Consider the following 24155-nt stretch of genomic DNA (forward strand, 5'->3'; position numbering starts at 1 on the left):
GCCCAGCAGTAGACAAGGCACTGTCATGGCCGGAGTCGGACTCTCGGGAATTACGACAGATTCCTATTCTCGAGAGTCCGGCTCCTCGCTGCTGTTGAACCGTTCGAATTCTTGTGAAAGAGATCTGATGCCCCAGACGAGCACCACTTTCCGCATCGTCCTGCGGAGTGCTCTGGCCCTCATCTGTGCAACGGCCGCAGCCGGATGCGGTGGCAGTTGGCCGCCGTCGACGACGTCCTCGAAGCCCGTACTGACGGTGGCCCAGCCCGCACCCTCACACATACCGACCCTGACGACGACATCGGGACTGTCGCTGCCGATCGAGGCCTACCTGGTTCCACCGGAAAACTACACGCAGATGCTGCGAGCGGACGCCGAGCTGGTGCGCCAGTGCATGGCGCGCTACGGCTTCGAGTACACGCCACCGGACTTCTCCGGCCCGGAGTCCTCGTTGAGCCCGACGAACATGAGTCGCCGGTACGGCGTGGCCGACCTCTCCTCGGTCGGCACGTACGGCTATCACAAGCCGCAGACGAAGACGACGAGGAAGCCCGCCGCCTCGCGCCCCATGAGCGAAAGCGCGCGGCTGGTGTTCCTCGGTGACAGCCCCGGGTCCGGGTTCGAGCACAAGAGCCAGGTCTACCAGGGTCGGAACGTTCCCAAGGGCGGCTGCTCCGGTGAGGCGCAACGGAAGCTCGGCGCAGGCCTGAACGAGCGTTTGGCCGAGGACATCAACGACGCCAGTTACCAGCAGTCCCTCGCCAACCCGACCGTGCTCGCCTCCTTCACCAAGTGGTCCGCCTGCATGAAGCAAAGCGGCTACTCGCTGTCCACACCCGCTCAGGCACCTGGCTTCACGCTGCCGGAAGCGCCGACAGCTGCGGAGATCCAGCAGGCCAAGGCGGATGTCACCTGCAAAACGCGGACCAACATTGTCGGTGTCTGGTTCACTGTCGAGTCCGCGATACAGCAAGGGCTGATCGCGCGGAACGAGGAAGCACTCACCGACCTGAAAGTCGCGGAGCAGTCAACTCTCAAGAAGGCAGGACAGGTCCTCCAGAAGACCTGACACCCTCCTTCCGTGGACGTGCTCTGCCGGGTCCATCCCAACGAGGAAAGGCGATTGAACGTCATGGCAACGAGAACGCCGGCATGCTCACGGCGTGCGCGCATACAGCGGATTGCCTCGCACGCGGCAGTCGCACTCGCGGCGAGCGGAGTGCTGCTGGCCGGATGTTCGTCCGGGGGAAAGGACGACGCCCCGAAAGCTTCCGACACGAAGCACGCGAGTACATCGCAGGTATCGGGCGCATCGCAGGGCTCGGCCCCGTCGCAGGCGGCGCGCGCCGCTCAGGCGGAGGACGTGCAGCACACCCTTTCGCCCCAGTTGACTGCGAACGAGCAGAACTTCGGCTCCGGGACGAACTCCCCTTGCTCGACCTCCAGGTCTTCAATGTTCACCCCTGCGTGCCAGGTCGCCGCCGACGCCGTGGGGCAGGACGCAACTCAGGCGCTCAAGGTGATCTCCGGGAAGACCGGCTTTGCCACATTGCGCTCCACGGCGACGCGGTTGCAGAAAGCGGTCGACCAGTACAACGCCCTCGCGTGCTCCAAGGCACCGAGCAAGACCTCGGTACGGCACCAGTGCCTCGCTCCGGCCGCCGAGATCGCCCAAGGGGAGCCTGATCTACGCGAGGGCGTGAACATGGGGCTGTCCGGCCAGTAGCCGGCGTTACTCGTCGAGCGCGCCGCCGCCCCGCCACTCCGGCAACGACAGCCACGAAGGAAACGGCCGTGGACATCGAAGCACCCCCCAAATCCGCAGGCGAACGCCGCAGCGAGGATGTGGCTGGCAGCCCAGCGCACCCGCCGTCCCGTGCACCGTCGCCCTTGCGCCGACGGCGTCGGTTGCTGCTGATCGCCGCCTGCGTGGCCGGACTGGTGTCGGTGGGCGGGATCGCCGGTGCCACGTTGGTCCGATCGCCTGCTCAGATAGCCGCGGATACGCAGGCGCCCGCACCAAGTGTGATCACGGCGCCGGTCGTCCACCAGGTGCTGAGTAGGACGGTGGTGCTTCGCGGGACCTTCTCCGACGGACGGACGATCTCCGCGACGCCGACCTCGCTGGCCAACGTGCCCAAGGACGCCGGCGGTACCCGTCTGGTCGTCACCGAGGTGTTGGTCCACGCGGGCGGGGCGGCGAGGGCGGGGCGGCCGCTGATCGAGTACTCGGGCAGGCCGGTGTTCGCCCTCCCGGGTGCGATACCGGCCTACCGTGATCTCGGACCGAACGACTCTGGCAAGGACGTGGTGCAGCTCCAACGCGGCCTGAGATCTCTCGGATACGGCACCGGAGCCGACCCGGCCGGCACCTTCGGTGGCGGCACGCAGCGCGCGCTCAAGCGCCTGTACTCCGCGATGGGCTATGACGCGCCCCGCTCCGACCGTGTACCCGGTGGCGTCATGCTCCCGTCGTCCGAGGTCGTCTTCGTGCCCTCGCTGCCCGCCCGGGTGGTGTCGGTACCCGTCGCAGTCGGCGACGACGTCAAGGGACCGGTCGTCACCCTCGCCCGCGGCGGCATGGAGCTCACCGGCGCGATGGACCCGGCCGACGAAGGACTGGTCAAGGCCGGCATGATCGCCACCGTCCTGTCCGAGACCACCGGCGACACCGCCCACGCCACCGTCGCAGGGGTCGGAAAGCTCACCACCGCAAAGGCTGGAGCGGAGAACAACGGGGCCGAGGCTGGTGGGGGTGGGGCGGACGGCGGCGCGTACATACCGTTGCAGATCAAGCCCGACAAGTCCTGGCCGGTCGCGTTCGACGGGCAGGACGTACGTATCACCGTCACCGCGGCCGCGACAGCGGGCGCGGTGTTCGCCGTCCCTGAGGCCGCGATCTCCTCCGGGGCGGACGCGCGGACCTCGGTCTCCGTCGTCGGCGCTGGCGGTAAGCAGCGCGTCGTACCCGTCACCACAGGTGTCTCCGCCGACGGCATGGTCCAGGTCACCCCTTCCAACCATGGCCTGTCGGCGGGCGACCGGGTGGTGGTCGGCCAGTGACCACGATCGTCGAGTTACGCGGCATCGGGAAGTCGTACCAGACCACCCCCGTCGTCCACGCCCTCCAGCCCGTCGACCTCACCATCGAGGCCGGGGACTGGCTGGCGGTCGTCGGCCCATCGGGCTCGGGAAAATCGACGCTGCTGAACCTGCTCGGACTGCTGGACCGGCCCACGCAGGGTCGATACGTGTTCGCCGGCGTCGATGTCTCCACCCTGGGCGAACGCGAACGCACCGCGCTGCGCGGCCGCCGTATCGGCTTCGTCTTCCAGCAGTTCCACCTCCTGCCGCACCGCACGGCCGTGGAGAACGTCGCCCTCGCACTGCTCTACACCACGCCGTCGGCCGGGCAGCGCACCACAGCGGCGGTCCAGGCACTGAGGCGGGTCGGGCTCGGCCACCGGCTGCACGCGCTGCCTAGCACGATGTCCGGCGGGGAGCGGCAGCGGGTGGCGATCGCCCGCGCCCTGGTCGGCGCACCGGACCTCGTCCTGTGCGACGAACCCACCGGAAACCTCGATTCGGCCAATGCCCACGCCGTACTCGACGTTCTCAATGACCTCAACGCCGACGGCGTCACACTCATCGTCATCACCCACGACCCTGACGTGGCCGCCCGCGCCCGCAGCCGGGTGCACATACGCGACGGCTCCGTCACCTCCGCCGACCCGAGGTCCGCACCTTCAGCGACCACGGCAAAGGCACCGGCATGACGCCCGTGCCGCGCAGCGAGCGCGCCCCGGAGACACCTCCCACCCGGCTACGCCTCAAGGACCTCCTCGCCGAAGCGCTCGCCGGCCTGGCTCAACGCCCCGCCCGCTCCGTCCTGACCATGCTCGGCACCATCCTCGGTGTCGGCTCCTTCGTCACCGTCCTCGGACTGACCTCCACGGCAAGCGGCCAGATCAGCAAGTCCTTCGATCTCCTGCGGGACACCACCGTCACGATCAACGACACCCCGCCAGCCGGCACCACGACGAGGACCGGGCAACTCGACTTCCCCGCCGACACAGACGCACGCCTGCACCACCTCAACGGCGTGGTCGCAGGCGGCATCTGGTGGAACACCCCGCTGCGCAACCCCGCACTCTCCCGCACGCCCGACCGCACCGACGCCCTCCCCGACGACGGAGCCGTAACCGTCTACGCGGCATCGCCAGGAACCCTGCAGGCCATGCAGCCAACCCTCCAGTCCGGCACCCTCTACAACGACTTCCACCAGGCCCACGCAGAACACGTCTGCGTCCTCGGCGCCGCCGCCGCCCACCTCCTCGGCATCACCCGGGTCGACAACCAGCCAGCGGTCTTCATCAACGACACCCCGTACACCGTGGTCGGCGTCATCGACGACAGCCGCCAGCTCACCCAGGCCCTCACCGGAATCCTCATCCCGTCCAGCACCGCACTACGGGAGTACGGCCCCCCTGCCGACCCGCCCGCCCACGCCCTCATCCGCACCCGCGTCGGCGCCGCCCAACTCGTCGCCAAGCAAGCCCCGCTCGCTCTCCGGCCGAACCAGCCCCGCCTACTCACCGCCGTCCCTCCCCCCGACCCGCACCACCTGCGCGACGAGGTCGGCACCGACCTGTCCAACCTCTTCCTCGTCCTCGCAGCACTGTGCCTGGCCGTCGGAGCCGTCGGAATCGCCAACACCACCCTCGTCGCCGTCATGGAACGCACCCCCGAGATCGGCCTGCGCCGCTCGCTCGGCGCCCGCCCCCGCCACATCGCCGCCCAGTTCCTCACCGAATCCACCGCCCTGGGGCTTCTCGGCGGCCTCATCGGCACCAGCATCGGCGTACTCGCCGTCATCATCGCCGCGCTCTGGGAGAACTGGACCGCCATACTCCAGCCCGCGAGCGTCATCCCGGCCCCCGCAATCGGCGCCATCGTCGGCCTCCTGGCCGGCCTCTACCCCGCCCTCCGCGCCGCCCGCACCGAACCCCTCGACGCCCTCCGCCGCTGAACTGGCCACGGCCTACCGAGCCTCCCCAGCGAGCTTCGCCGCCTTGCAGAGGAGCCGCGACCGCGCCAGGTGCGCTGTGTCGGAACCCGACAACATCCCAGCCCTCTGCCGCATGAGCCCCGGCAGCACCGCTGCACGCTAGCTGCACGCCTGGCCACCGGATGGCCACCGGATCATGTACCTCAGAGCCAAGACTGGAAGGTGACGCCCAAAGTCGCAGTTCAGAGCGTTGCACCAGGAAATGACCACTGACAGCCAACCGGGGACCTACGCATTGCGGTGCGTGCAAGATACGTGTCCGATTAGCCAGATTCCAAGGGCAGCGAAACGAAGAAACCCCAGGTCAGAAGCTTGACCTGGGGTTCATCGTGGAGCCGCCTTCGGGATTCGAACCCGAGACCTACGCATTACGAGTACGCGAGCGACCGTGACACGCCATGCCAGATGGTGCCGCCAAATCTCGTTTTGCCTGCTCAGCGGGCACGAGCACGACTCGTTCGTGCCACTCGATGTCGGCATGTCCAAAGGCGTCCGCGCTCCCCTTGCGCTCCCCGGACGCGGCAGTTCGAGGCGCCGGCGCCAGGCAGGCGACGCCGTGGCATTCTCCACCTCAGACAGGCTGGCGGACTTTATGACGATGCCTTGTTTCAGGAGGGCGTGCGCGCCTGGGAGACCGATTTACCTTTATGACGATGGTTGTGGCGAACCGACAAGCGCAAACGATCGTCGGCGGACATCACTGTGTCGGCGGACGCTTTGACCATTGCGCGCAGCAGATCGGGACTCGCCGAGGCCAGGTCCTCCTCGGTTAGTGCTGCAGGGGCACACTGTCAGGTGCGGTCATCGTGCTGATCTCCTTCGAGGCTTAGACACTTCGAAGATCAGCCGGTGGCCGTTCATCTACACGGGCACCAACCCGAACGCCCGAGCAAACCCCTGGATCAGGTCGAACCCGTTACAGTACTTCAAGGACGCAACCGCAACCATTGTAGGACCCCCACAAGAGGCTCCTTCTCCGTCGCTCCGGCAGTACCCCCGACCCGGGTGCACGACGGTGTAGCCGCGAACGGGCCCCGTCAGCTACTCGTCCCATGGTGTCGGAAATCCGGGGGTCCTGAGGGACACCCTTCGCCGGGAGCGAGACGCGCTACTCCCGAATAATCAGACCCGGACAAGAGGGTCACCAGGTCGACGGGAACCTAGGTCTCAATCGGGCGCTTCGATCGATTCCGTGTACGGCTCGACGGGCAGCACGTGACGTTACCGGATGGGCATGTTGACCTACAGCCACTCAAAGCTGCCAGGCCGCTGCTCGCGACACCCAGGGTTGCGACGACCGTCCCAGCACCCCAGGCAGGTGTAACTCTAACTAAATGACGGCGACCGTCTGCCCGGACCCGCTCCCGGAAATTCAGTCCACCGGTATGCGAGGTAGTGATCAACGACGCACCAAACCATTCAGCGACTGCTGCAGGAACACACCGGTATACGATTGCCTGTAGCTGCCACTCGTAATCCCAACGGATCTTGCTTCATCGCTGTCGATCAGCCTCATGTGTCCCGCGGGAGTCTCTGCTGCGCCAAACTCTCCACAATCGCGCCCTGGCCATGCCGGGATCGGCGAGTGGTAGATTTCGGGTTCACCAGGGAAGGCCGAAAGCAGATTTTCGTCATGTCCGACCAGTTCCCACGAGCCGTTGAGAACCTGCGCGTCATCACTGTAGATAGGGAATCGGTACGCGGTGGAATACTGAGGATCTACGGACGTCAGGGAGTCAAATACTTCCCGGAAGATTCCGAGAGCAACCCCGAACCTATTACGCGCCACGACGATCACTCCATACCAGCCGTCGTCGGCGGGAATTGCTAGGAGGTCGCCGACCTCGGGCACGGCAACACTCTCCGTCGCTGCGATGGAGAGCTGAGAAACGCCTCCGCCGGACACATCCAGAAGCCCCGCCCCTTCGTCGTTGACGAAGGACAACAGGACGTCCATGAAATCGGATGGGGACATAACGCCCCCGTTTCGCACATCGGACGAACCGGCAAGGATGTCGGCCATGTCGGTAAACATCGAGTCGCTCAGTTCGGACACCCTGGAACCCTCCGGGCCGGAGTATACGGTCCCGTCCGCAAGGGTCACCTCGAACACGAGAGGCGTGGGATAAACGCCATCCGATGACCACTCCAGGAGCTGCAAGAACTCCTTCAACGACGGAGGACCTCCCGCACTATCGGAGAATTCCTGTACGATCGCCGCCAGCTCGGCTCTCACTCGGTCGCCGCTCACGGGCATCCTCCGTTCTTGTACCTTTCGTAGGCTAGATACCCCGGCTCCTTCTTCGAATCCATAGGGTTCTGGCGATTACCCCTGTAGTTGGTGCCATCCTCTCCGATGTACGTGCCGAAATGGTCTGTCATCCGCTGCTCGAGCAGACGGGACTGACCGTAGGTCCGTGTGCCCGGAAATACGTCCATTCTGTCGCCGTTCGCAGGGTCGTATCGATTCCAGGTTCCACTGTGGCGCCGCTGAACAGAAGCCGGCGATTCGTTGGGGCCGAACATCCCACTGTAGTAGGGCACATTATTCCGGTCAACCAGCACATAGTTGCTGTACCCAGGGCGGTCAAGTTTGTTGAGATCAAAGCCCGCCCCACCATCGTTGTGGACGAGTACCGGGGTCTGCCCCGCCAGCACATAGTACGTGTGGAGGTCGTCGATGGTGAGGTCGTAGGTGCGTTGTTGTTGGACGAAGTGCCGCGCAGCCAGGACGGGGACTGCCTGCCCCGCGTCGTCCCGAAGCTGCATGCCGGGGGTCAGGTCGCCCGCGTCGACCCATCGGCCTTCGTTGACCACCCAGAAGGGGTGGGTGTCCGTGGCGACGATTGAAGCTGACGTGCTGCCTGCCTTCACCGTCAGGTCGGTGAAGTTCTTGTCGTGGTCGGTGATGATGGTCGCTATCACCGGACGAACAGCCGTTTTCCCTGTATCGGGATCGGTTGTGACGACCTTGTCGCCGACCTCAACGTCTTCGATGTCCTTGGTCTGCCCGTCGGCGAGTTCGACCTCGGTGTCCGCCACGAAACTGTGGCTGCAGAATCTACCTTTAAAGAGGGACAGGTCTTTTTCTGAGCCGAGGACGGAGAAACCGGAGAACTCCGCGAATCCTCCACCCATCGATCGCGCGGAGGCCATGACGATGCTTGGGTCCTCGTGGGCGAGAGCTACGAGGAAGGCCCACATGTAGGCCCTGCTCTCACCGGCTGTGCAGGCGTCCGTTTCAATGCACCCCTGCATCGCCGCGGCCCATTTCTGGGATTCCATGTGCGGACGCATGTGGTATTTGATCGACACTTGCAGCTGCAGGTTGTACATCCGCAGGAACGTGGCGCGGTTGTTGGCAGGGAGCGGCGGCAGCGGGTCGCCGACGATGTCTTTGGTCGGGCCGTTCGAGGCGTTGGGATCGCCGTCTCTGTCGCAGTCGTGCTTGTTGCAGTAGTCGACGTTTTCGTCGTAGAGGTCGTCGCCGGGAGCGGGGCCATTGCCGCCGTTGAGGCCGGCTCCCGGTGCGTTGCAGTCGCCGCGGACGCAGAGCAGCCCGGTGGGGTCGCTGTTGGTGGTGGGGTTGTTGTCGGCGTAGGCGTATCCGTTGAGGGATTGGCCGTCGCTGGTGTCGAGGAGGGGGTCGACGGAGATGAAGCGGCCGGTGGTGGTGTCGTAGGCGCGGGCCCCGATGTAGGTGAGGCCGGTGGTGTTGTCCTGAGGTTTACCGAGGAAGCCCTTGTCGTCCGGCCAGGTGCCGGTGCCGCCGGTGCGTGGTGCACCGAAGGGGGTGGTGTAGCGCTTGGTGACGACCTGGTCTGTGCCGGTGGCGGTAACGGCGAGCGAACCGGTGCCGTGCGGGTCGCCTGCCGTCCAGGACAGGGTCGGCTGGCCGGGCTGGTTCGTACGTACCGCCACGGTCGCGCCGAACAGGGTGTAGGTGCGTTGAGCCCAGTAGGTGGTGGTACCGCTTTTCTTGAGGTGCACCTCGGTGACGCCGTCGAGGTAGAGGACGGTCTCGCCGCTGTCGTCGCTTCGGATGAGGAGGGTGCCGTCGGCGTCGTAGAGGTAGTTCGTGGTGTCGGTGGTGGTTCCACTGGGGACCTTGACGCTGGCCAGTCGGTTCTCGGCGTTCCAGCCGAGCGTTTCGGTGGAGGTGCCCTTGGGACGGGTCTGGGTGTTGCCGGTGGCGTCGTAGGTGTACTGGGTGGGGGCGCCGGCGCAGGCCGCCGAGGGGATGACGGCCGTCAGCCCGTGGGGGTGGCTGGCGTTGTTGTAGCAGTAGGTCGCCAGGGTGCTACCGGCGGCGGTGTGCGTGGTCTGCGTGGAGCGCAGGCCGCCGTCCGTGTAGGTGTAGGACGTCCAGTAGGGACTTGCGCCACCGAGGCTGGTCGCGGTGCGGTTGGCGGTGGAGCAGTCGGCGGCGGCCGGGGTCCAGGCTTCGGTCATGCGGTCGTAGCCGTCGTAGCCGAAGCACTGGTTGTCGGCTTTGCCGGTACCGCCGAGGGTAGTGGGGTCGAAGATGTGGGTGACGTTGCCCGCGTCGTCGTAGTCGTAGTTGAGCTCTTGGATCTCGTAAGGATGGGTCTGGTCGGTGACCTTGGAGAGCTTCAGGCGGTCGGTGCCGTCCTGGAAGGTGTTGGTCACGAACATGTGCTTGATGCCCGCTGCGGCGGATGTGGCCAGGTCCAGCTGGGAGACCTGCCCCAGGGGCGAGTAACTAGTGCCGTTGACGTAACCGGAGGTGCCTTGCAGCGTTGTCGGCAGTCCGAAACCGTTGTATCGGGTCTCGACGGTCTCGGAGGGGAGTCCGCCGGCTGCGGGGGTTTTGACGAACTGCTGGGTGCCGTCGGTGTTGTAGGCAGTGGAGACTGCCAGGGCGGAGGTGACCGCGCCGGAGGTCACCAGCGGGTCGCCGGCCGGCAGGTCCAGTTCGGTGGCGGTTGCTCGGTTCAGGCTGTCGTAGGCGGTGACCTTGCTGGTGTAAGCCTTGCCCGAGGCGCTGCCGCCGACGTACCGGGTAGAGGAGGACGGCTGACCGACGACGGGAGTATCGTAGGTGCGGCCGGTGAGCTGATTTGCCGGTATCTGCTCCTCGCTGGTCGAGGTCAGGTCCGCGCCCGCAGGGGCCGTCCACGTGCCGGTGAGGCGGCCGAGTTCGTCATAGGCCGAGATCACGACGCGGCCTTCCGCGTCTTTCGTCCAGGACACCTGATCGAGGTCGGTGTAACCCGTCGTGGTCGTGCCTGCGTCGGGGTCCACCGCCTTCGTCTGCCGCCCGTAGAGGTCGTACGTGTAGGACCATTGGGCGCCGTCGGGGCTGGTGACCGTGGAAGGTCCGCCATCCAGGGTGTACGTGAACTTGGTCGCGGTGTAGGCGGTACCGACTCCGCTGCCGTACTGGACGTCCGCCGGTGAGGTTCCGGCATAGCGGCGCTCTTCGGTGTTCCGGCCCAGGGCGTCGGTGATGGTGCGGACGGCCGATCCGCCGTCCAGGCCGGTCACGGCAGTGGAGTCGCCGGTGTAGCTGGTGGTGGTCGACCATTGCTGCACACCGAAGATCAGCAGAGTGCTGGTCGTCGCACGGCCAGCCCCGTCGTAGACGGTCTCCGTCTGCTTGGGTGCGCCGCCATATTCCGCCCGCGCGTAGATACCGCTCGGTGTGTTGGCGGGGTCGAAGATGTCGGCGTACGTCTCGTAGGCCAGGCCCCGGGTGTCGTAGCGGGTGTCGGTCACCAGCCGGCCACCGTTGGGTGTCGGCGACTGCGTCTGGAGCGGGCGCAGAAGGAAGTCGTAGAAGGTATAGACGGTGTTGTAGGTAGTGCCGTCGGCCTTGAGGGTCCCGGTGGACTGCCACGAGGGTGCTGTGTTGTCGGGGTGGTAGGCGTAGACGTAGTTCGCGGCCTGGTGCAGGATCCGTCGGCGGTTGGTCAGCCAGGTCGCCGTGATTCTGCCGAGGGCGTCGTAGGTAGCCTCGCTGACCTTGCCGTCGACCCCGGTTGTCTTGACCGTCTTGCCGCGCTCGGGGTCGAAGTCCGTGACGATGGTCTGACCGTTGGGGCTGGCCGCCGTGGGCGGGCCGGTCACAGTGGTCTGGGTGGTCGGGCCGGCCGCGACCGGGACGTAGGACGTGGTGGACGTGTGCCCCTGGACGTCCTTCATCGTCACGGGCCTGCCCAGGCCCGCCGCGGTGGAGTCGTCGTAAACAGTACGGACCAGGGTCTGCCAGCCGCTGGGGTTACGCTCCCCGCCTGAGGCGAGAGCCGGGTATCCGCTGGGGCGGCCCGACCAGGTGGCTTCGCCCTTGGTCGGGCTCTGGTCCGGCGACCACGTCGTCGCGGCGGTGTCGTCGAACACCGTCGCCGTGTCGGACAGCACGTCGCCGCGCGTGGCCTTGGTGGCCGGCAGGTTCAGGTCGGCATCCGCGACGGAACAGGGGCGCGCCACAGTACGGGTGCGGGAGACCAGTGACGTGATGGCTGTAGCAGCATTGCGGGCGTACCAGTTCCGGGTGCACGCTTCGTCGCCGGACTTGGCCGTGTCACCGCTGTCGTCGGTGGTGGCGACCATGCCGTAGGAGTCGTAGGTGGTGCTGACCGTGCGGGTGCGCCAGGTCTGGGACACAGTCAGGTAGGTGTTGGTGGACGTCTTCGCCGTCCTGACGTAGTACGCCTCGATGTCGGCGTACGACTTGTGCTGAGTCGCGGTCTTCTTCGACCAGGGCTCGCTGACGGTCACCGAGACGGGGCTCGAGCCGTTGTAGGTGATCTGCTCGCGCTTGGCCCCCGCGTACGGCCTGCTGTCGACCAGGTCGGGGATGGTCAGGCTGGGGAACTCGATGCCGGTGACTGTGGCGGAGCGGGTGGCCGACGTGTCCTTGCGCTTGTCGCCGTCCAGACCGAGCATGTACAGGCTCACGGTTCTGGACTGCGTCGTTCCACCGGCGCCCGTCGTCTCCGTGACCGTGCCGAAGCCGCGGAAGTCGGACCAGGTGCGTTCGTCCTGCGGGGTGAACGGGTCGTCGTTGTAGGCCCAACCCGGTTGGGCATAGCTGTAGGAGTGCTCGACCCCCTCGCCGAAACCTTTCGTGGAATCCGTGGTGACAACAGCCTTGACCGGATACTTCTGGAACCAGTCGAGGGAGGCGTCCTCGCTACCGTTGACGTGCCAGTACTGCGGGAAGCACGCCTTGTCGTCGTTGTCTTCGGCGGCCGGCATGACCGAGCCACGTACGCAGTCGGCCGGTGCCAGGGTGACGGTGGTGATCGCTCCGGTCTCGGAGGTGATCGTGTCGATCCGGTAGCGGCTGAGCGGCAGGATGTCGTCGGTCGCATCGACGCGGTTGGCCAGCGGCCGGTAGGTGAAGGTCACCGGCTTCAGCGCGATGCTGTCGCTGCCGCCTTCACCGGTGTGGACGATCGAGTCCAGCACCAGGGACTGGTCGCTGGTATCCCCGATGTCACCCGGGTCGAGGAACTCCTCGGCGAAGTCCCACTTGTCGACACCGTCATAGGTGTTCGACGCGGCCAGCCACGCCGAGGTCTCGATCGACGTCAGCCGCTTGCGGGTGAAGAACGCGGGGGCCGTCGCGCGGCAGTCGGCGTCCTTGGCACACACGGCGTCGAAAGGGACGTCCGGCCAATGGTCGGCAGTGTCCTTGGTGAGCGAGGAGCAGTCGTCGGCGAAGCAGCGCTCGGCGTAGGTGAACACGACCTGGTCCGACGCCTTCGCCGTGAACAGGGTGTCGCTGCGCTGGCCGTAGAGGATCTTGTCCAGGTGGCCGGCGCGCACGTACGCGGCGGTGCCGGTGGTGGCGCCGTTCTTGCCGTAGTAGTTCGTCTCGGGCGTATACCAGTACGTCGCCGCGTTGCCGTGTACGTCAACGACGTAGTCGAGGTTCCATCGCCAGGCCTGGTTCAGCGAGCGGCTGGAGAAGGAGGAGCCGTCGCCATAGCCGGGTTCGCCCGCATCGTCGCCGAAGATCGGCACCGTCCACACGGAGTTGGTGCGCTCAGTGCCGGCTCCGGGCAGCTTGTTGAGGCCGAACACGTACTTGGTGCCGTCGCCGGTGGTGACCGTCCAGTACTCACCGGCACCGTCCATGCCACTACCGCTGTCACCCTCGTCACCGTTGGCGGCCCCCGTGGAGTGGGTGACGGTGGACGCGTCATCGTCCTTCAGGCGCCATGTATCGGGGGCGCTGTCGTCCTTGACCAGTTCGGAGGAGTGCCCTTCCAGCACCAGCGAAGCGTTGTCATATTTCCAGCACTCGTCGTTCTTGCTGTCCTGGCCGTCGTCGTCGCAGTTGCCGTAGGTGCGCGTGATGTATGCGTCCGACGTGAGGGTGAATCCCTCCCCGAGTTGGGTGGCCTGGTTGTTGGTCGTAGCCGTCTTGCCGTCCACGCTTCCCGAGTCGTACGACAGGCCGATCGACGGCGCGGGGCCAGCCGCGGCAGCCGGCACCGCCAGGGGGTAGGACCAGGTGAACGAACCGGAGGAACCGCCCGCCGCCCAAGTGGATGACGCCGACATCGGAGTCGCCGAATAGTTGCCCGAGCCGGAGGGTGACTCGCCTCCGGAACCCGACGCCTCGGCCGCAAAGACCATCGGAGCAGCGGCCGTCCGTGCCGTCGTCGTACCAGGTGCGGCGGTCAGCGACACATCGGCGGTGAGGGTCTGCGTGGCCAGGTCGTTGTGCGAGACGAGCGGCGCCGGTGTACGGCACCCCGCGTCCCGCGGGCGGGTCAGTACGCAGCCCGGAAGCTGGACCAGTCGCAGTCGGCTTCCCCAGCCGCCGCCGAAGGCCGAAGCGAACCGCCCGTAGCCCACATCCAGCCGGGCCGCGCCGGGAGTCGCAGCGGTTGCCTGGAACAGCACGCCCTTGATGCCGGCCGCGTCCGCTGCTGTCTGGCCGAGAGAAGTCACGCGGACTTGGCCCGCTGCGGATTTGCCATCTCCGCGCGACACGCTGATCGGCATCCCACCTGCCGTCAGACGAGCGGCCGATCCGCCCGACAGGACGCCGGTGGCCGATCCGGCGGCAGGCCAGTGGACTTCCTGCTCGGTAGCGGCGCGCTTGCCCGCGCTCACCTGGGCGTCCCGTGCCGCCTTCAGATGGGCACGGGCGACGCCTCCGCCACGCCCGGGCTCCGAGGACAGCTTCCCCGCCCGGTAGGTCGGCGCGTCCGGTCGGCCGAGTCCGCCGGGAGCGGGGTGCGCCTGCGCGACCTGCACCAGGCCCGCCGGGAGCACAAGCGCGAACGACACCGCCACCACAAGCGGCATGCGCCGCGCCCGCATGCGTGTCAGAGAGCGTTGTGCGCGGCCGACGAGCGCGCCGTGCAGCAAGGTGGTACGCATCCAGCGATTCTTGCGACCGGCGGTCACTACTGTGCCTCCATACGGTGGGACGTGGAAGGTCTGCCGAACAGGAGGTCCTCGACCGCTCCAGGCGGCCGGTCGGACCTCCCCCCCGGCCGATACTGCGTTGTCATCCTCAGCACGTCAGCCTCCGACCGTTGCGCTGATCTGTTCTTCGCCTGCCATGGCGCCGGCCCAGATCCGCACGTCGGAAACGGTGCCGGGCAGGTAGTGGCCCCAGCCCGTGCCCGACGGTGCCTCGCCGACAGCCAGGTCGCCGGTCCCCGCGACCCGCGCGAAGACCGGGTCGCCGCCGGTTTGCACCGCGCCCACATACAGCCGCACCACAGCGCTCTGCGCATCGAATACACCGGTGACCTGCACAGGTGTGTCCAGCGTGGCCACGTCTTCCGAAACCGCCCCGGTGAACGTCCCGTCCGTGTTCAGGCGACCGAAGTGCCACAGTCCGATCGGGGCGGTGCCGTCGTGGGCCACCAGTTCGTACCAAAGTCCCCACGAAGACCCGTCTGCGCTGCGCTGGCCGACGATCTGAGCGCTGTAGCCGTCCGGTTTGGACGCCAGCACTGCGCCGTCGAGCGCGACGCTGGACGTCACGGTGAACGACCCTGCCTCGTCCACGACCCGGCCCGCCGAGGTGGCCGCAGCGTTCGTGCCGTCCAATAGCAGCCCGTCGCCAGTCAGCGACGCACCACCGCTGAGGCTCAGGGGGCGCCCGTATCCGGAGGTGGTGTCCACCACCGTGGTGCCGGTCTGGCCGTCGGGCTGCCAGGAGGCGACGAGTTCGACCTGGCTGTTGCCCTGGTCGTCCAGCATGCGGGCCTCGGTGGCGATCTCCTGGTCGGTCAGGGCCCGTTGCCAGACCTTCGCCTCGTCGATGCTGCCGTCGAAGTAGTCGACCTGGCTGCCGCTCCAGCTGTCGCGGCCGAACTGCAGCGGCTTGTTGTACGCGGCGGCTGCGACAGCCGGCACGGACGCCTGAAGGATGCCGTTGACGTACAGCGACAGGGTCTTGGCCTGCGCGTCGTACCGTCCCGTGACGTAGGTCCATGCCCCGGGCACCGGTTTGACCGTGGAACGCGCCTTGCTCCACGTACACGTTGTGCTGGTGGGGCATGAGTAGATCCGCATGCTCCAGTCGTTGACCCCGTCCGCGGCGTAGGCGAGGTAGAAGGGGCTGACCGAGCTGTCGTCCTGGCTGGCGATGGCCATCGTGCGTACCGTGCTGGTGTCCAGCCGGACCCAGGCCGAGACGGTGTAAGAGGCGCGGACGTCGATGACGGGCTTGGGCGTCTCGGCGAACCCGGCCGCCCCGTCCAGATGCAGACCGCGGTCAGCGGTGGTGCCGCCCGAGCTGCCCGCGGTGGGGATATCGCCCCGGCGGCCGAAGCCGTCGCGCGCGGCGCCTGTCGCCGACACGGCGGCATTGTCCTGCTCGGCCGCCACCGTGCTGGACGAGTCGAGCGCTGCACCACTCGCCTCGTCGAAGTGCCACTGGCCGGCCGGGCCCTGACCCGCGGCCACAACGAAGTCCTTCACCGTCTCGGCACCCCACCGGCCAAGGCTGTCCTCGCCTCGCACCTCAAGGTGGTACGTCCCGGGAATCTGCGGCGTGATCGGCGTACTGGTCGCGCCTGTTGCCAACACATGCCAGGTGTCCGACGATGACAGCTTGTACTCGAAAGCCTTGTCCGTATCACCGGTCGCCGCCGTGAACTTCACCGTCCCCTGCACACCTGGGCCGCCACCCGGGATGCAGGAATTCGCCAGGCACTCGGTGTACGTGCTGACGAAGGCCACCGTGGGAGCCTTGGGCGCGGTCGGATCGACCGTGAAGTAACACGACCACCCGGAAAAAGCGGTTTGCACGAAAGACGCCTGATTATCCTCGTACGACAGAGTTTGGGCGCGCAGTCGATACGACACACCCTCGCTGAGCGCAGGCGCGCTGACGGTCTGCTGCACGTTGTCCCCGACGAATCCGGAAGTCGGTCGCAGCAGATCGGCGATCGCCGGACCCCAGACCGTCCCGTTCCATTTCTCCACCCGCCACCGCACCCTCAGCCGGGCACCGGACTCGCCGCCGGCCGCGGTCTGCGGGCGGCCGGCGATCAGCGGAGTCGGGTCGGATACCGTCTGCGGCTCGAGGTAGTTCGTATGACACACGGGGCTCGAGCCCGACACGATGCCGACGTCCGTCGGGAGCGCAGGCTGGCCGACGAAGGTCACCGAGAGAACCGCGTCGTTCTTGAACCGCTTCCACGCCGACGTGTCGCTCTCGTCGTGCGCCCGCAACTCCAGCGTCAGCTTGGCGAATTTCCCCGCGGCGAAGCTCGCCACTGTCGGAGTGAGATTCTCGTTCGTCTCCGCCGAGTTGTCCGAGAACTCGATCGGAGCCGCCGGCGAGTCGGGATCACAGGACGAACCACGGCCCGCGGAGAAATCCCGGTCCACCATCATGTCCATCTCTCTGGGCCGGGAATCCCAGATGGTGGAGGAGTAGATGTTGTCCGTCCGCTCCAGATCCGTCCACCTCGCATCGCACTGGAACGCCCACGGCGACGTCACCCGGAACGTGGCGCCGAGAACCGTCTTCCCCTTCAACGCGCCCGGCGCGAACTGGAAGTACAGCCGCTGCGTATAACCCGGCCCGCAGTAGTAGCCGTTCCACGTACCGCAGTGGCCGTCGCCCTCCCCCCTGCCGTCCGACCCATTGCCCCAGTTGTAGGAGGCGTAGCCGTCGCTGCGCAGCAACGTGTGCTCGGCTACGCCACTGCTGAGCGAAACATCCGGATCGATGAACAGCGGGAAGGCCGCCGTGTCCGTGGTAGACAGCAGATCGGCGTCGGGCACGAGGGTCAGGGAGTCACTGTCCACCGCAGCCGGCGCCGCCGCGACATTCGCCCCCGGGGCAGGACCGGACGCACCGTCGGCTGCTTCGGCGGCCGGATCCGCACCCGGGACAGTGGTCTCGGCGCGCGCCGCTCCAGCCCGTGATGCCTGGCCGGTCGCGGACGGTCCTTGCTCCCCAGCCTCACCGGTGGAGTCCCACACCAGGGCCGGCGGTGAGGTGAACACGTCCTGCCCGTCGGGAGCCACCGCGCTCAACCCGCCACCGGCCGTGGACCGCACACTCAGACCGTCAGCACTCATCCCGAACCGGATCCGCCGCACCTTCGGGTCGGCCGCCGCAGCAGGGGTCTTGACGACCAGCACCTCGCGATAACCCTCCACCGAGGCCGTCATCCGCAGATCGACACCCGGCAGCACATCGGCGTACACCGCACTGTCACCGTCCAGCGTCGGCACCGGCAAAGCTCCCGGCCATGCGAGCGCCAGCGACCTCCCGTTCCGGCCGATGGACACCAGCGGTTGCGTAGCCCCACCACCGGAGAACCGCAGATCCACCACCGACGCCCCCGGCGCTACGCTGCCGTCCGCCTGCTGATGCAGCGTCGCGTCAGGCGCCACCCACGCACCGTCAGAGCGCTTCACACGCACCGGGGTCGTCGACTGATCGAGAGTGAAGCTGAACCCGTCCGGATTCGCGTACGTCGTCGTACTCTCCGTACGCTGCCCCACCACCTCGACCTGCCGACCAGAGCCCTGAGCCTGCTCAAGCGCCAGCTCCGCCTCCGACAACGCCGGCGCCGGCGCCGCATCATCAGCCGAAGCCGCCAGCGGCGACGCCCCCCACAGCAGTGCTCCTACAACCCCGGCCACCACAAGGCGACCCCAGGCATGCCCCAGTACACGCACGTGCACAACCCCCACCCCTGCCCCCGCCGTTCACGCGGACCCCAGCCGGATCCTGAGGCACAGGCAATGCACACGTCAAGGGTGCCCCAACAGGGAGCAACGGCCGTCCGGGCCATCGGCACACGCGCCCTGACAGCCCGGAAGACAGCGTGCCCGCCGCGACCGTCCGTGCCGAGTCACGAAGTGACCTGCTCCTATGTCTGGCACATGCCATCGGCGCAGCCTCGCACCGCCGCAAGGACCGTGCCGGCATCCGGCGGGAAGCCGCTTCGATAAACCCGCCAACTCCGCCGGACAAGCGCCAGCAGGACACAGCCCAACCGCCCTGGACGGACCCATATCAGCACCCACCCGGCACGCTCCGCGGCGGAGATGCGCCTTGTCTGATATGGACAACTCCCGCGGCCGCCGCTCCGCCTTGCGTGGTAAACACCGGGCTTCCGAACCCACCGCTGATCCGCCCGCTCGACCGAACGGCTGTCATCGACAGGCGGCTGTCCGCAGCCACCATCCCGTGCCGACGGGAAGGACCCGCCGCGCTCCCGCTGTCCCGATGCGCTCCCCCCGCGCACCCGATCCGACACTCCACCGCCCCCGATCGGGCGAGCCACCATAAATCCGCAGGTCAGGAGGATGACGGACCGAGCGCAGCATCAAGCACAAACCCTTGGCCAACGCACTACGTGCGCAGATCCCCGGCGCCCGATCTGCCCGTTTCCCGCGAGCCGCCAAAACAAGAAACCCCAGGGTCAGGGCCTGATCTGGGGTTCATCGTGGAGCCGCCTTCGGGATTCGAACCCGAGACCTACGCATTACGAGACCGTGAGGGATCGTGTTGCCCGGTGTTGCGTGGTACCGCCTCGTGACGTTTCTGCTGATCAGAACAGGCGCACCGGGTTGAGCCGTGCCGCCCCGTGCTGCGCCGTCCATAGGCGTCTGTCCACCGGCTGTCCACCGGCACATCTCGTCGGTCGCCACGTAGTGACCACCTGCTGCCTCACTGGCACCACAGAAGGCCGTCCGGCCACTCGGACTACCGTGATTGTCGAGATTCGACAATCACCCGGCACGCGGGTACTCCGTCATAGGGCGGCGAGCCCGGCCAGATCACGCAGTGCCACCTGTGGTTCCCCGAGACGAGGGTGCAGGTCGCGGCGGGGCAGGAGCGGGTGCTGCCGGTGCTGGTGATAACGCTCGGGTTCTCCCGGTTCATGGCCGCCACGATGATCCCGACCCGGCAGGGTGGCGACATCCTGTCGGGCATGTGGTCGCTGATCCACGGCATCGGCCGCGTCACCCGAACCCTGGTCTGGGACCGCGAGGCGGCCATCGCCGGAACCGGACGGGTGACAGTACCGGCCGCCGCTTTCGCGGGACGCTGGCCACTAAGATCAAACTGGCCTCTCCCCCGCGACCCCGAATACAAGGGACTGGTCGAGCGCAACAGCCAGTACCTGGAGACCTCCTTCCTGCCGGTCCGCCAGTTCGCCTCCCCGGCGGACTTCAACGGCCAGCTGGACCAGTGGCTGCTGCGGGCCAACACCCGCACCGTCCGCTCGATCCAGGGCCGACGGGCGGACCTGCTGGAGACCGACTACCTGTCGATGCTGCCGCTGCCGCCGGTCACCCCGCCGGTCGGCCTGGACCACCTTCTCTGCACTAAGTCAAGCGCATGGGTCAGGGGATTGAGGCGAGCCGTGGCAGGCGGCCTTGGCTCCGAGGGCGAGCAGGATCACTGCGGGTCGGGAATGAGAACGGCCTTGGAAACACTGAGGGCTGCGTCACGAGCGCGGCTCACACCAGCACGCCCAGCGACAGGGAGTAGGGGCGTAGCGGGGCTGGCTCAGATGAGCTACCGTCAAATACACGCCCACGGGCGCCACGTCCACGGACATTCAGACCTACGGGTCCTCTCCCTACGAGGAGTTCGCGTGCTTACGCTCACGCCCATCGAACGCGACATGCACCGCCTTCTGCGCTCCCTTGCGAAGGCTGGCGACCCGGTCGACCCGTTTTCCGCCTGCATCGGCTACAAGGAATTCGTTCAGCGCGTTGACCCGCACGGCTTGGACCCCTACACGTCGCAGGGTCAGATGCGCGGGCTGTACCCGAAGCTCGGCCACATCAGCGTCTACGAGCATCAGCACGGTCGGCCGCTGCTGTCGGCGCTTGTCATTCGCAAGGCAACCGGCCGACCTGGGAACGGCTTTGCCGAGCTGGCGTCACAGCTCGGCTTCGAAGCCGCCGAGGATGCTGGGTTTTGGGAGCATCAGGTGGCGCAGACCGTGCGCTTCTGGTCGGCCGACGACCCGGTCATGCTGATGGACTCCGCGATGGACCAGGTGTTGAAGGATCTTGACTCGATCAAGCGCGCCGTACGCCGGCTCGCCGCGAGGACGCCCTAGCGTCGGGAGGCAGTCCGCGAGGCAGCTACCGGCCGGCCGCTCATCCGTTGTATCCGCGCAGTGCTAGGCGCACCTGACGGCACGCCATCGGCGGCTACATTCATCGAGTTGTCTCGCCGCCGGTACCGCCCGGTGGGCCGGATGGCGGCGTGGGGTTGCCGCCACGGTAGGTGGAGTAAAGGACGACCGCGGTGCCGGTGACCATGCCGGCGCTCGGGCCGATCAACCCATATAGCAGCCCGGTGATGATGAGCAGCGCGAGAAACGCGATCAGATCCAGCACGCGCTCGGCGAGGGATGGCCGGCCCGGCACTGTCAGCCCGGGAATGGGGGACTTGGCGGTTGTAGTGGTGCAGGGTTCTGGGGGATCCGGCGGCAGGCTCTTCATAACTACAAGTTAAATCAGCGCCGTTGGCAGGCACCATGTGTCACGAACGAGTGTGGACAGCAGTGGGCTGTGGACAAACACACGCGGTTATTCCGCCGTGTCCGCCGGTGTTCGCGGAAGTCCGCGTCTGTACCGCGGCGAGACTCTAGCCTGGCTGTCCGTCACCACGCCTTGGGGGAAGCACATGGCAACACACGACCGAACCGGCGCGGTCGAGCCGACCGGACCTCAAGCCGACTTCGCCGCTCAGTTGACCGCACTGAGCGATAATCTGACCACATTGCGGATCGAACGCGGGAACCCCTCGCTGCGGGCAATCCGCGACAGCACGCCCAAGGGCCAACCAGTAGGTATCACGACGATCGGCAAGATCCTCGGAGGGAAGGGCCTGCCCCGGCAGGAACACCTGCTCTCTGTGGTCCGCGTGCTGCTGTCCATGGACCACGACGCCCGACTCACCACAACCGTGCCAACCGACGACCCCGCTTTGCAGCCGTGGCGGGAACGGTGGCGGACGCTGGTCCGCCTACAGCGTCAGACGTCGACCGAACCCTTGGCATCCGGCCTTTCGGCACCGGAGCCAGTAGCGCCCGGCCCACGGGGCAGCGACCTCGCAGACAACCCCCCGCCTGATACCCCGGCCGCGCAGGAAACGCTATCGGTCAGCGGCCCGCCAGTACCTGACCATCCCGTGGCGTTGGGCCAAACAACCAAATCCGCTGACCGCCCCGGCACAGAGAACGACGTGCCGTTTTCCCCCAACGGCACTCCCTTCGCCACCAGCCGCGACGGAGCGCGGCTGTGGGGCACAGCCGACGACATCCCATCCTCCATCGCGGTATCGCGCACCCCTCCCCCGACCGAGCGCACCCTACAGGTGGACCTCGACAGCTTTGGCGTCCTTTCGACTTTGCCGCTGCGTGATTTCCCAGCACAGACGAGGGACCCGGTGGCGTTCTCGAGGGACACGACTCTTCTCGCCACCGGAGACGACGAGGTTTTGCGGTTATGGGACACAGCCACCCAACAGCAGATCGGAGAACCCCTCCAACACACCAGAAAGGTCTTCGCCCTGACGTTCTCACCCGACAGCACCGTCCTCGCCACCGTCAGCGGCAGCCCCAACGGAGTGGTGCGACTGTGGGACACAGCCACCCGACAGCAGATCGGCGAACCCCTCCAACACACCGGAACCGTGTTCGCCCTGGCGTTCTCACCCGACAGCACCGTCCTCGCCACCGCAGACACCGGGCGGGGGAATGGGAGGGTACAACTGTGGGACCTCGGCACCCGCCAACCGGTTGGCACTCCCCTCCAGGACTCCGGAACCGTGTACGCGGTCGCGTTCTCCCCCGACAGCTCCCTGCTCGCCACCGCCGGCGGCAGCGGGAGCGGGGTGGTGCGACTGTGGAACCCCGCCACCCGCCAATCAGTTGGCAATCCCCTCTGGCTGGACGGGCCCGCGATTGCCGTGGCGTTCTCACCCGACGGCACCCTGCTCGCAACCGCCGGCGACAGCGGGAACGGGGTGGTGCGACTGTGGAACCCCGCCACCCAACAACAGATCGGCAACCCCCTCCAGGACACCGGAACCGTGTTCGCCCTGGCGTTCTCACCCGACAGCACCCTGCTAGCCAGCGCAGAAACTCCCAGGGGTAAGGGGACGGTGCGACTGTGGAACTCCGCCACCCAACAGCAGATCGGCAACCCCCTCCTGCACCCCGGGACCGTGGAAGCGGTGGCCTTCTCACCCGACAGCACCCTCCTCGCCACAGCTCGCGACGACAATAGCTACAGCCGGGCGGTCATCCGATGGGCGATCTCTACGAAGCAACGGAGCTAGGCAATGTAGCGCGCGGCACGCAATCGGCACGGGCCTGGGGATGTCTCTTCCAGCCTCGCGCCGCTCAAGGGCGCGGCGGTGCGCAGCGAGCGGCACCCGGGGGCAATCGCGGGAGACCCAGATCGACAGCGGGGGGCACGACCCCGCCGTGGTCCTTGCGCAGGAACTCTGCCCAGACCGTCATCCGCTTCAGCAGTTGCCGGGCGCCTGGTCAACCACGCCGAAGGCGTTCCAGGCGGGCACGCTGTAAACGAACCCGGCGCCGGCCAGGAAACCGGAGGCGTCGTGCCCGTGGGCCAGGAGTCAGGCGACGGCGGCGCCCATGCTGCGCCAGTTCGGCAACGGCTCAGCCAGATCGCGGCGGGGCACCTTGGCCAAGGCGGTCAGGAGTAACCCTCACGCCGTAGTGAGAGAAGCTGTCGTCGAACTGCGGCAGAGCGGACGGTAACTCAATTGGACGCCGCGGACCAATACTTCGCTACTGGGAGTGGATCCAGGATTCGAAGAGCATCAGGTGGTCGCCCATCGCACCCATGGACGAGGGGCTCTGTCCGTACCGTTCGGAGAGGGCCGTCTCATAGATCTTGTACGCCTTCGGAGCCTCCCGGCCGGCGGCGTCCACTGCGGCGAGCGCACGAAGAGCTTCCTCGATGTGACCGTACTCCGCCTGGCGCTTAAGCTCGGGCCAGAGTTCTTCCGCGATGTACTCGGAGAGCTCCATCAGCTGTCGTCCTGCCCGGAGCGCCCTCTCTTCGATCGCCTCCAGGCGAGCTTCCCGGAGGCCCTCTTCAAGGTCGTCGGCCTCATCTTCCCCGTTCCAGAGACCACGTAGATACGTCTCGCGCTTCGCCAGCTCACGCTCGGAATCGCGCAATAGCTCTTCACGGCTCAGGACCGGATGTGCGATCTCCACGGCTGCCAGCTCGGGAAGCTCCTCGATCGACGCCGCATCCGGCACCGCAGTGTCGTCCCGAATCGCCCCGAGCAGCAGAATCTGGCGCAGGACAGGGAGGAGGCGGTCCGCCTCGGTGATGCCCCGGATCTCGTCGGCGGCGCGCTCGACGGCCATGAAGTCGTGCTCCGCGACGAAGCCGTCGATCTCCCCGCCGAGGTTGTAGAGCAATTCGCTCATGCCCCGGATCTCGTCGAGCATCCCCTCAAATGCCTCCGAGAGACGGTCGGACACAGCGCGCGCCTCATCGGCCTGGTTCACTCGCTCTTCAAGCTCGGCGACGATCTTGGTCAGCTCGCTCATGATGCGCCTCCCCCTGTAACAAGACTTACGGGTTCCTTGCCGCAGCCCTGAAGAGC

General features: G+C 66.9%; 11 protein-coding genes and 1 pseudogene. 7 read left to right on the forward strand and 5 right to left on the reverse strand.

Going from position 1 to position 24155, the window contains the following annotated elements:
• Window positions 1–127: 127 nt before the first annotated feature.
• From BUE44_RS29180 to BUE44_RS29200, 5 genes are all read left to right on the forward strand, one after another.
• Window positions 128–1069 carry a hypothetical protein gene (locus tag BUE44_RS29180; protein WP_143172606.1) on the forward strand — a complete coding sequence of 314 codons (942 nt, stop codon included), beginning with the start codon at window positions 128–130 and terminating at the stop codon, window positions 1067–1069.
• A 12-nt stretch (window positions 1070–1081) separates the two neighbouring features.
• Complete coding sequence (locus tag BUE44_RS37210) at window positions 1082–1726, forward strand: hypothetical protein (protein WP_143172607.1); 645 nt, start codon at window positions 1082–1084, stop codon at window positions 1724–1726.
• A 164-nt stretch (window positions 1727–1890) separates the two neighbouring features.
• The gene (locus BUE44_RS29190; RefSeq protein ID WP_235002574.1) at window positions 1891–3063 is read left to right on the forward strand and encodes a peptidoglycan-binding domain-containing protein; all 1173 of its coding nucleotides are present in this window, start codon (window positions 1891–1893) and stop codon (window positions 3061–3063) included.
• On the forward strand, window positions 3060–3776 hold the full coding sequence (locus BUE44_RS29195; protein WP_322940798.1) for an ABC transporter ATP-binding protein: 717 nt from the start codon (window positions 3060–3062) through the stop codon (window positions 3774–3776). The genes BUE44_RS29190 and BUE44_RS29195 overlap by 4 nt, the downstream gene beginning before the upstream one ends.
• Complete coding sequence (locus BUE44_RS29200; protein ID WP_073502019.1) at window positions 3773–5029, forward strand: ABC transporter permease; 1257 nt, start codon at window positions 3773–3775, stop codon at window positions 5027–5029. Before BUE44_RS29195 ends, BUE44_RS29200 begins: the two co-directional genes overlap by 4 nt.
• A gap of 1438 nt (window positions 5030–6467) precedes the next feature.
• On the opposite strand, the gene BUE44_RS29205 is transcribed toward BUE44_RS29200, so the two are convergent.
• The 3 genes from BUE44_RS29205 to BUE44_RS29215 all read right to left on the reverse strand — a co-directional run bounded on the left by BUE44_RS29205 (window position 6468) and on the right by BUE44_RS29215 (window position 18214).
• Window positions 6468–7124 (reverse strand): hypothetical protein, encoded by a 657-nt coding sequence (locus tag BUE44_RS29205; RefSeq protein WP_143172608.1) that lies wholly within the window; start codon window positions 7122–7124, stop codon window positions 6468–6470.
• A gap of 191 nt (window positions 7125–7315) precedes the next feature.
• Window positions 7316–13996, reverse strand: coding sequence for an RHS repeat-associated core domain-containing protein (locus BUE44_RS29210; RefSeq protein ID WP_235002585.1), 6681 nt, complete (start codon window positions 13994–13996; stop codon window positions 7316–7318).
• 579 nt (window positions 13997–14575) lie between these two features.
• Entirely contained in the window at window positions 14576–18214 is a 3639-nt protein-coding gene (locus BUE44_RS29215; RefSeq protein WP_235002576.1) for a LamG domain-containing protein, read from the reverse strand.
• Between the two features lie 1088 nt (window positions 18215–19302).
• Between BUE44_RS29215 and BUE44_RS38900 the strand changes: the two are divergent.
• Window positions 19303–19851 (forward strand): annotated as a pseudogene (locus tag BUE44_RS38900) (IS21 family transposase); the annotation flags it as partial.
• Between the two features lie 862 nt (window positions 19852–20713).
• Here BUE44_RS38900 and BUE44_RS37215 read toward each other — a convergent pair.
• A complete protein-coding gene (locus BUE44_RS37215; protein WP_143172610.1) occupies window positions 20714–21001 on the reverse strand; it encodes a hypothetical protein in 288 nt (95 codons plus the stop codon).
• Window positions 21002–21185: 184 nt separating this feature from the next.
• On the opposite strand from BUE44_RS37215, the gene BUE44_RS36110 reads away from it, so the two are divergent.
• Complete coding sequence (locus BUE44_RS36110; protein ID WP_079190182.1) at window positions 21186–22844, forward strand: WD40 repeat domain-containing protein; 1659 nt, start codon at window positions 21186–21188, stop codon at window positions 22842–22844.
• Between the two features lie 478 nt (window positions 22845–23322).
• Here the strand turns inward: BUE44_RS36110 and BUE44_RS29235 are convergent, their stop codons facing one another.
• Window positions 23323–24099 (reverse strand): coiled-coil domain-containing protein, encoded by a 777-nt coding sequence (locus BUE44_RS29235; protein ID WP_073502024.1) that lies wholly within the window; start codon window positions 24097–24099, stop codon window positions 23323–23325.
• Window positions 24100–24155 lie beyond the last annotated feature (56 nt).

The sequence above is a fragment of the Actinacidiphila paucisporea genome (genome assembly GCF_900142575.1).
In the GTDB taxonomy this organism is placed as follows: domain Bacteria; phylum Actinomycetota; class Actinomycetes; order Streptomycetales; family Streptomycetaceae; genus Actinacidiphila; species Actinacidiphila paucisporea.

Bases quoted from the DNA above. Each gene is read 5' to 3' on its own strand.
- BUE44_RS29180 (WP_143172606.1), top strand. From the start codon at position 128: ATGCCCCAGACGAGCACCACTTTCCGCATCGTCCTGCGGAGTGCTCTG.
- BUE44_RS37215 (WP_143172610.1), bottom strand. From the start codon at position 21,001: ATGAAGAGCCTGCCGCCGGATCCCCCAGAACCCTGCACCACTACAACC.
- BUE44_RS36110 (WP_079190182.1), top strand. From the start codon at position 21,186: ATGGCAACACACGACCGAACCGGCGCGGTCGAGCCGACCGGACCTCAA.
- BUE44_RS29235 (WP_073502024.1), bottom strand. From the start codon at position 24,099: ATGAGCGAGCTGACCAAGATCGTCGCCGAGCTTGAAGAGCGAGTGAAC.
- BUE44_RS29200 (WP_073502019.1), top strand. From the start codon at position 3,773: ATGACGCCCGTGCCGCGCAGCGAGCGCGCCCCGGAGACACCTCCCACC.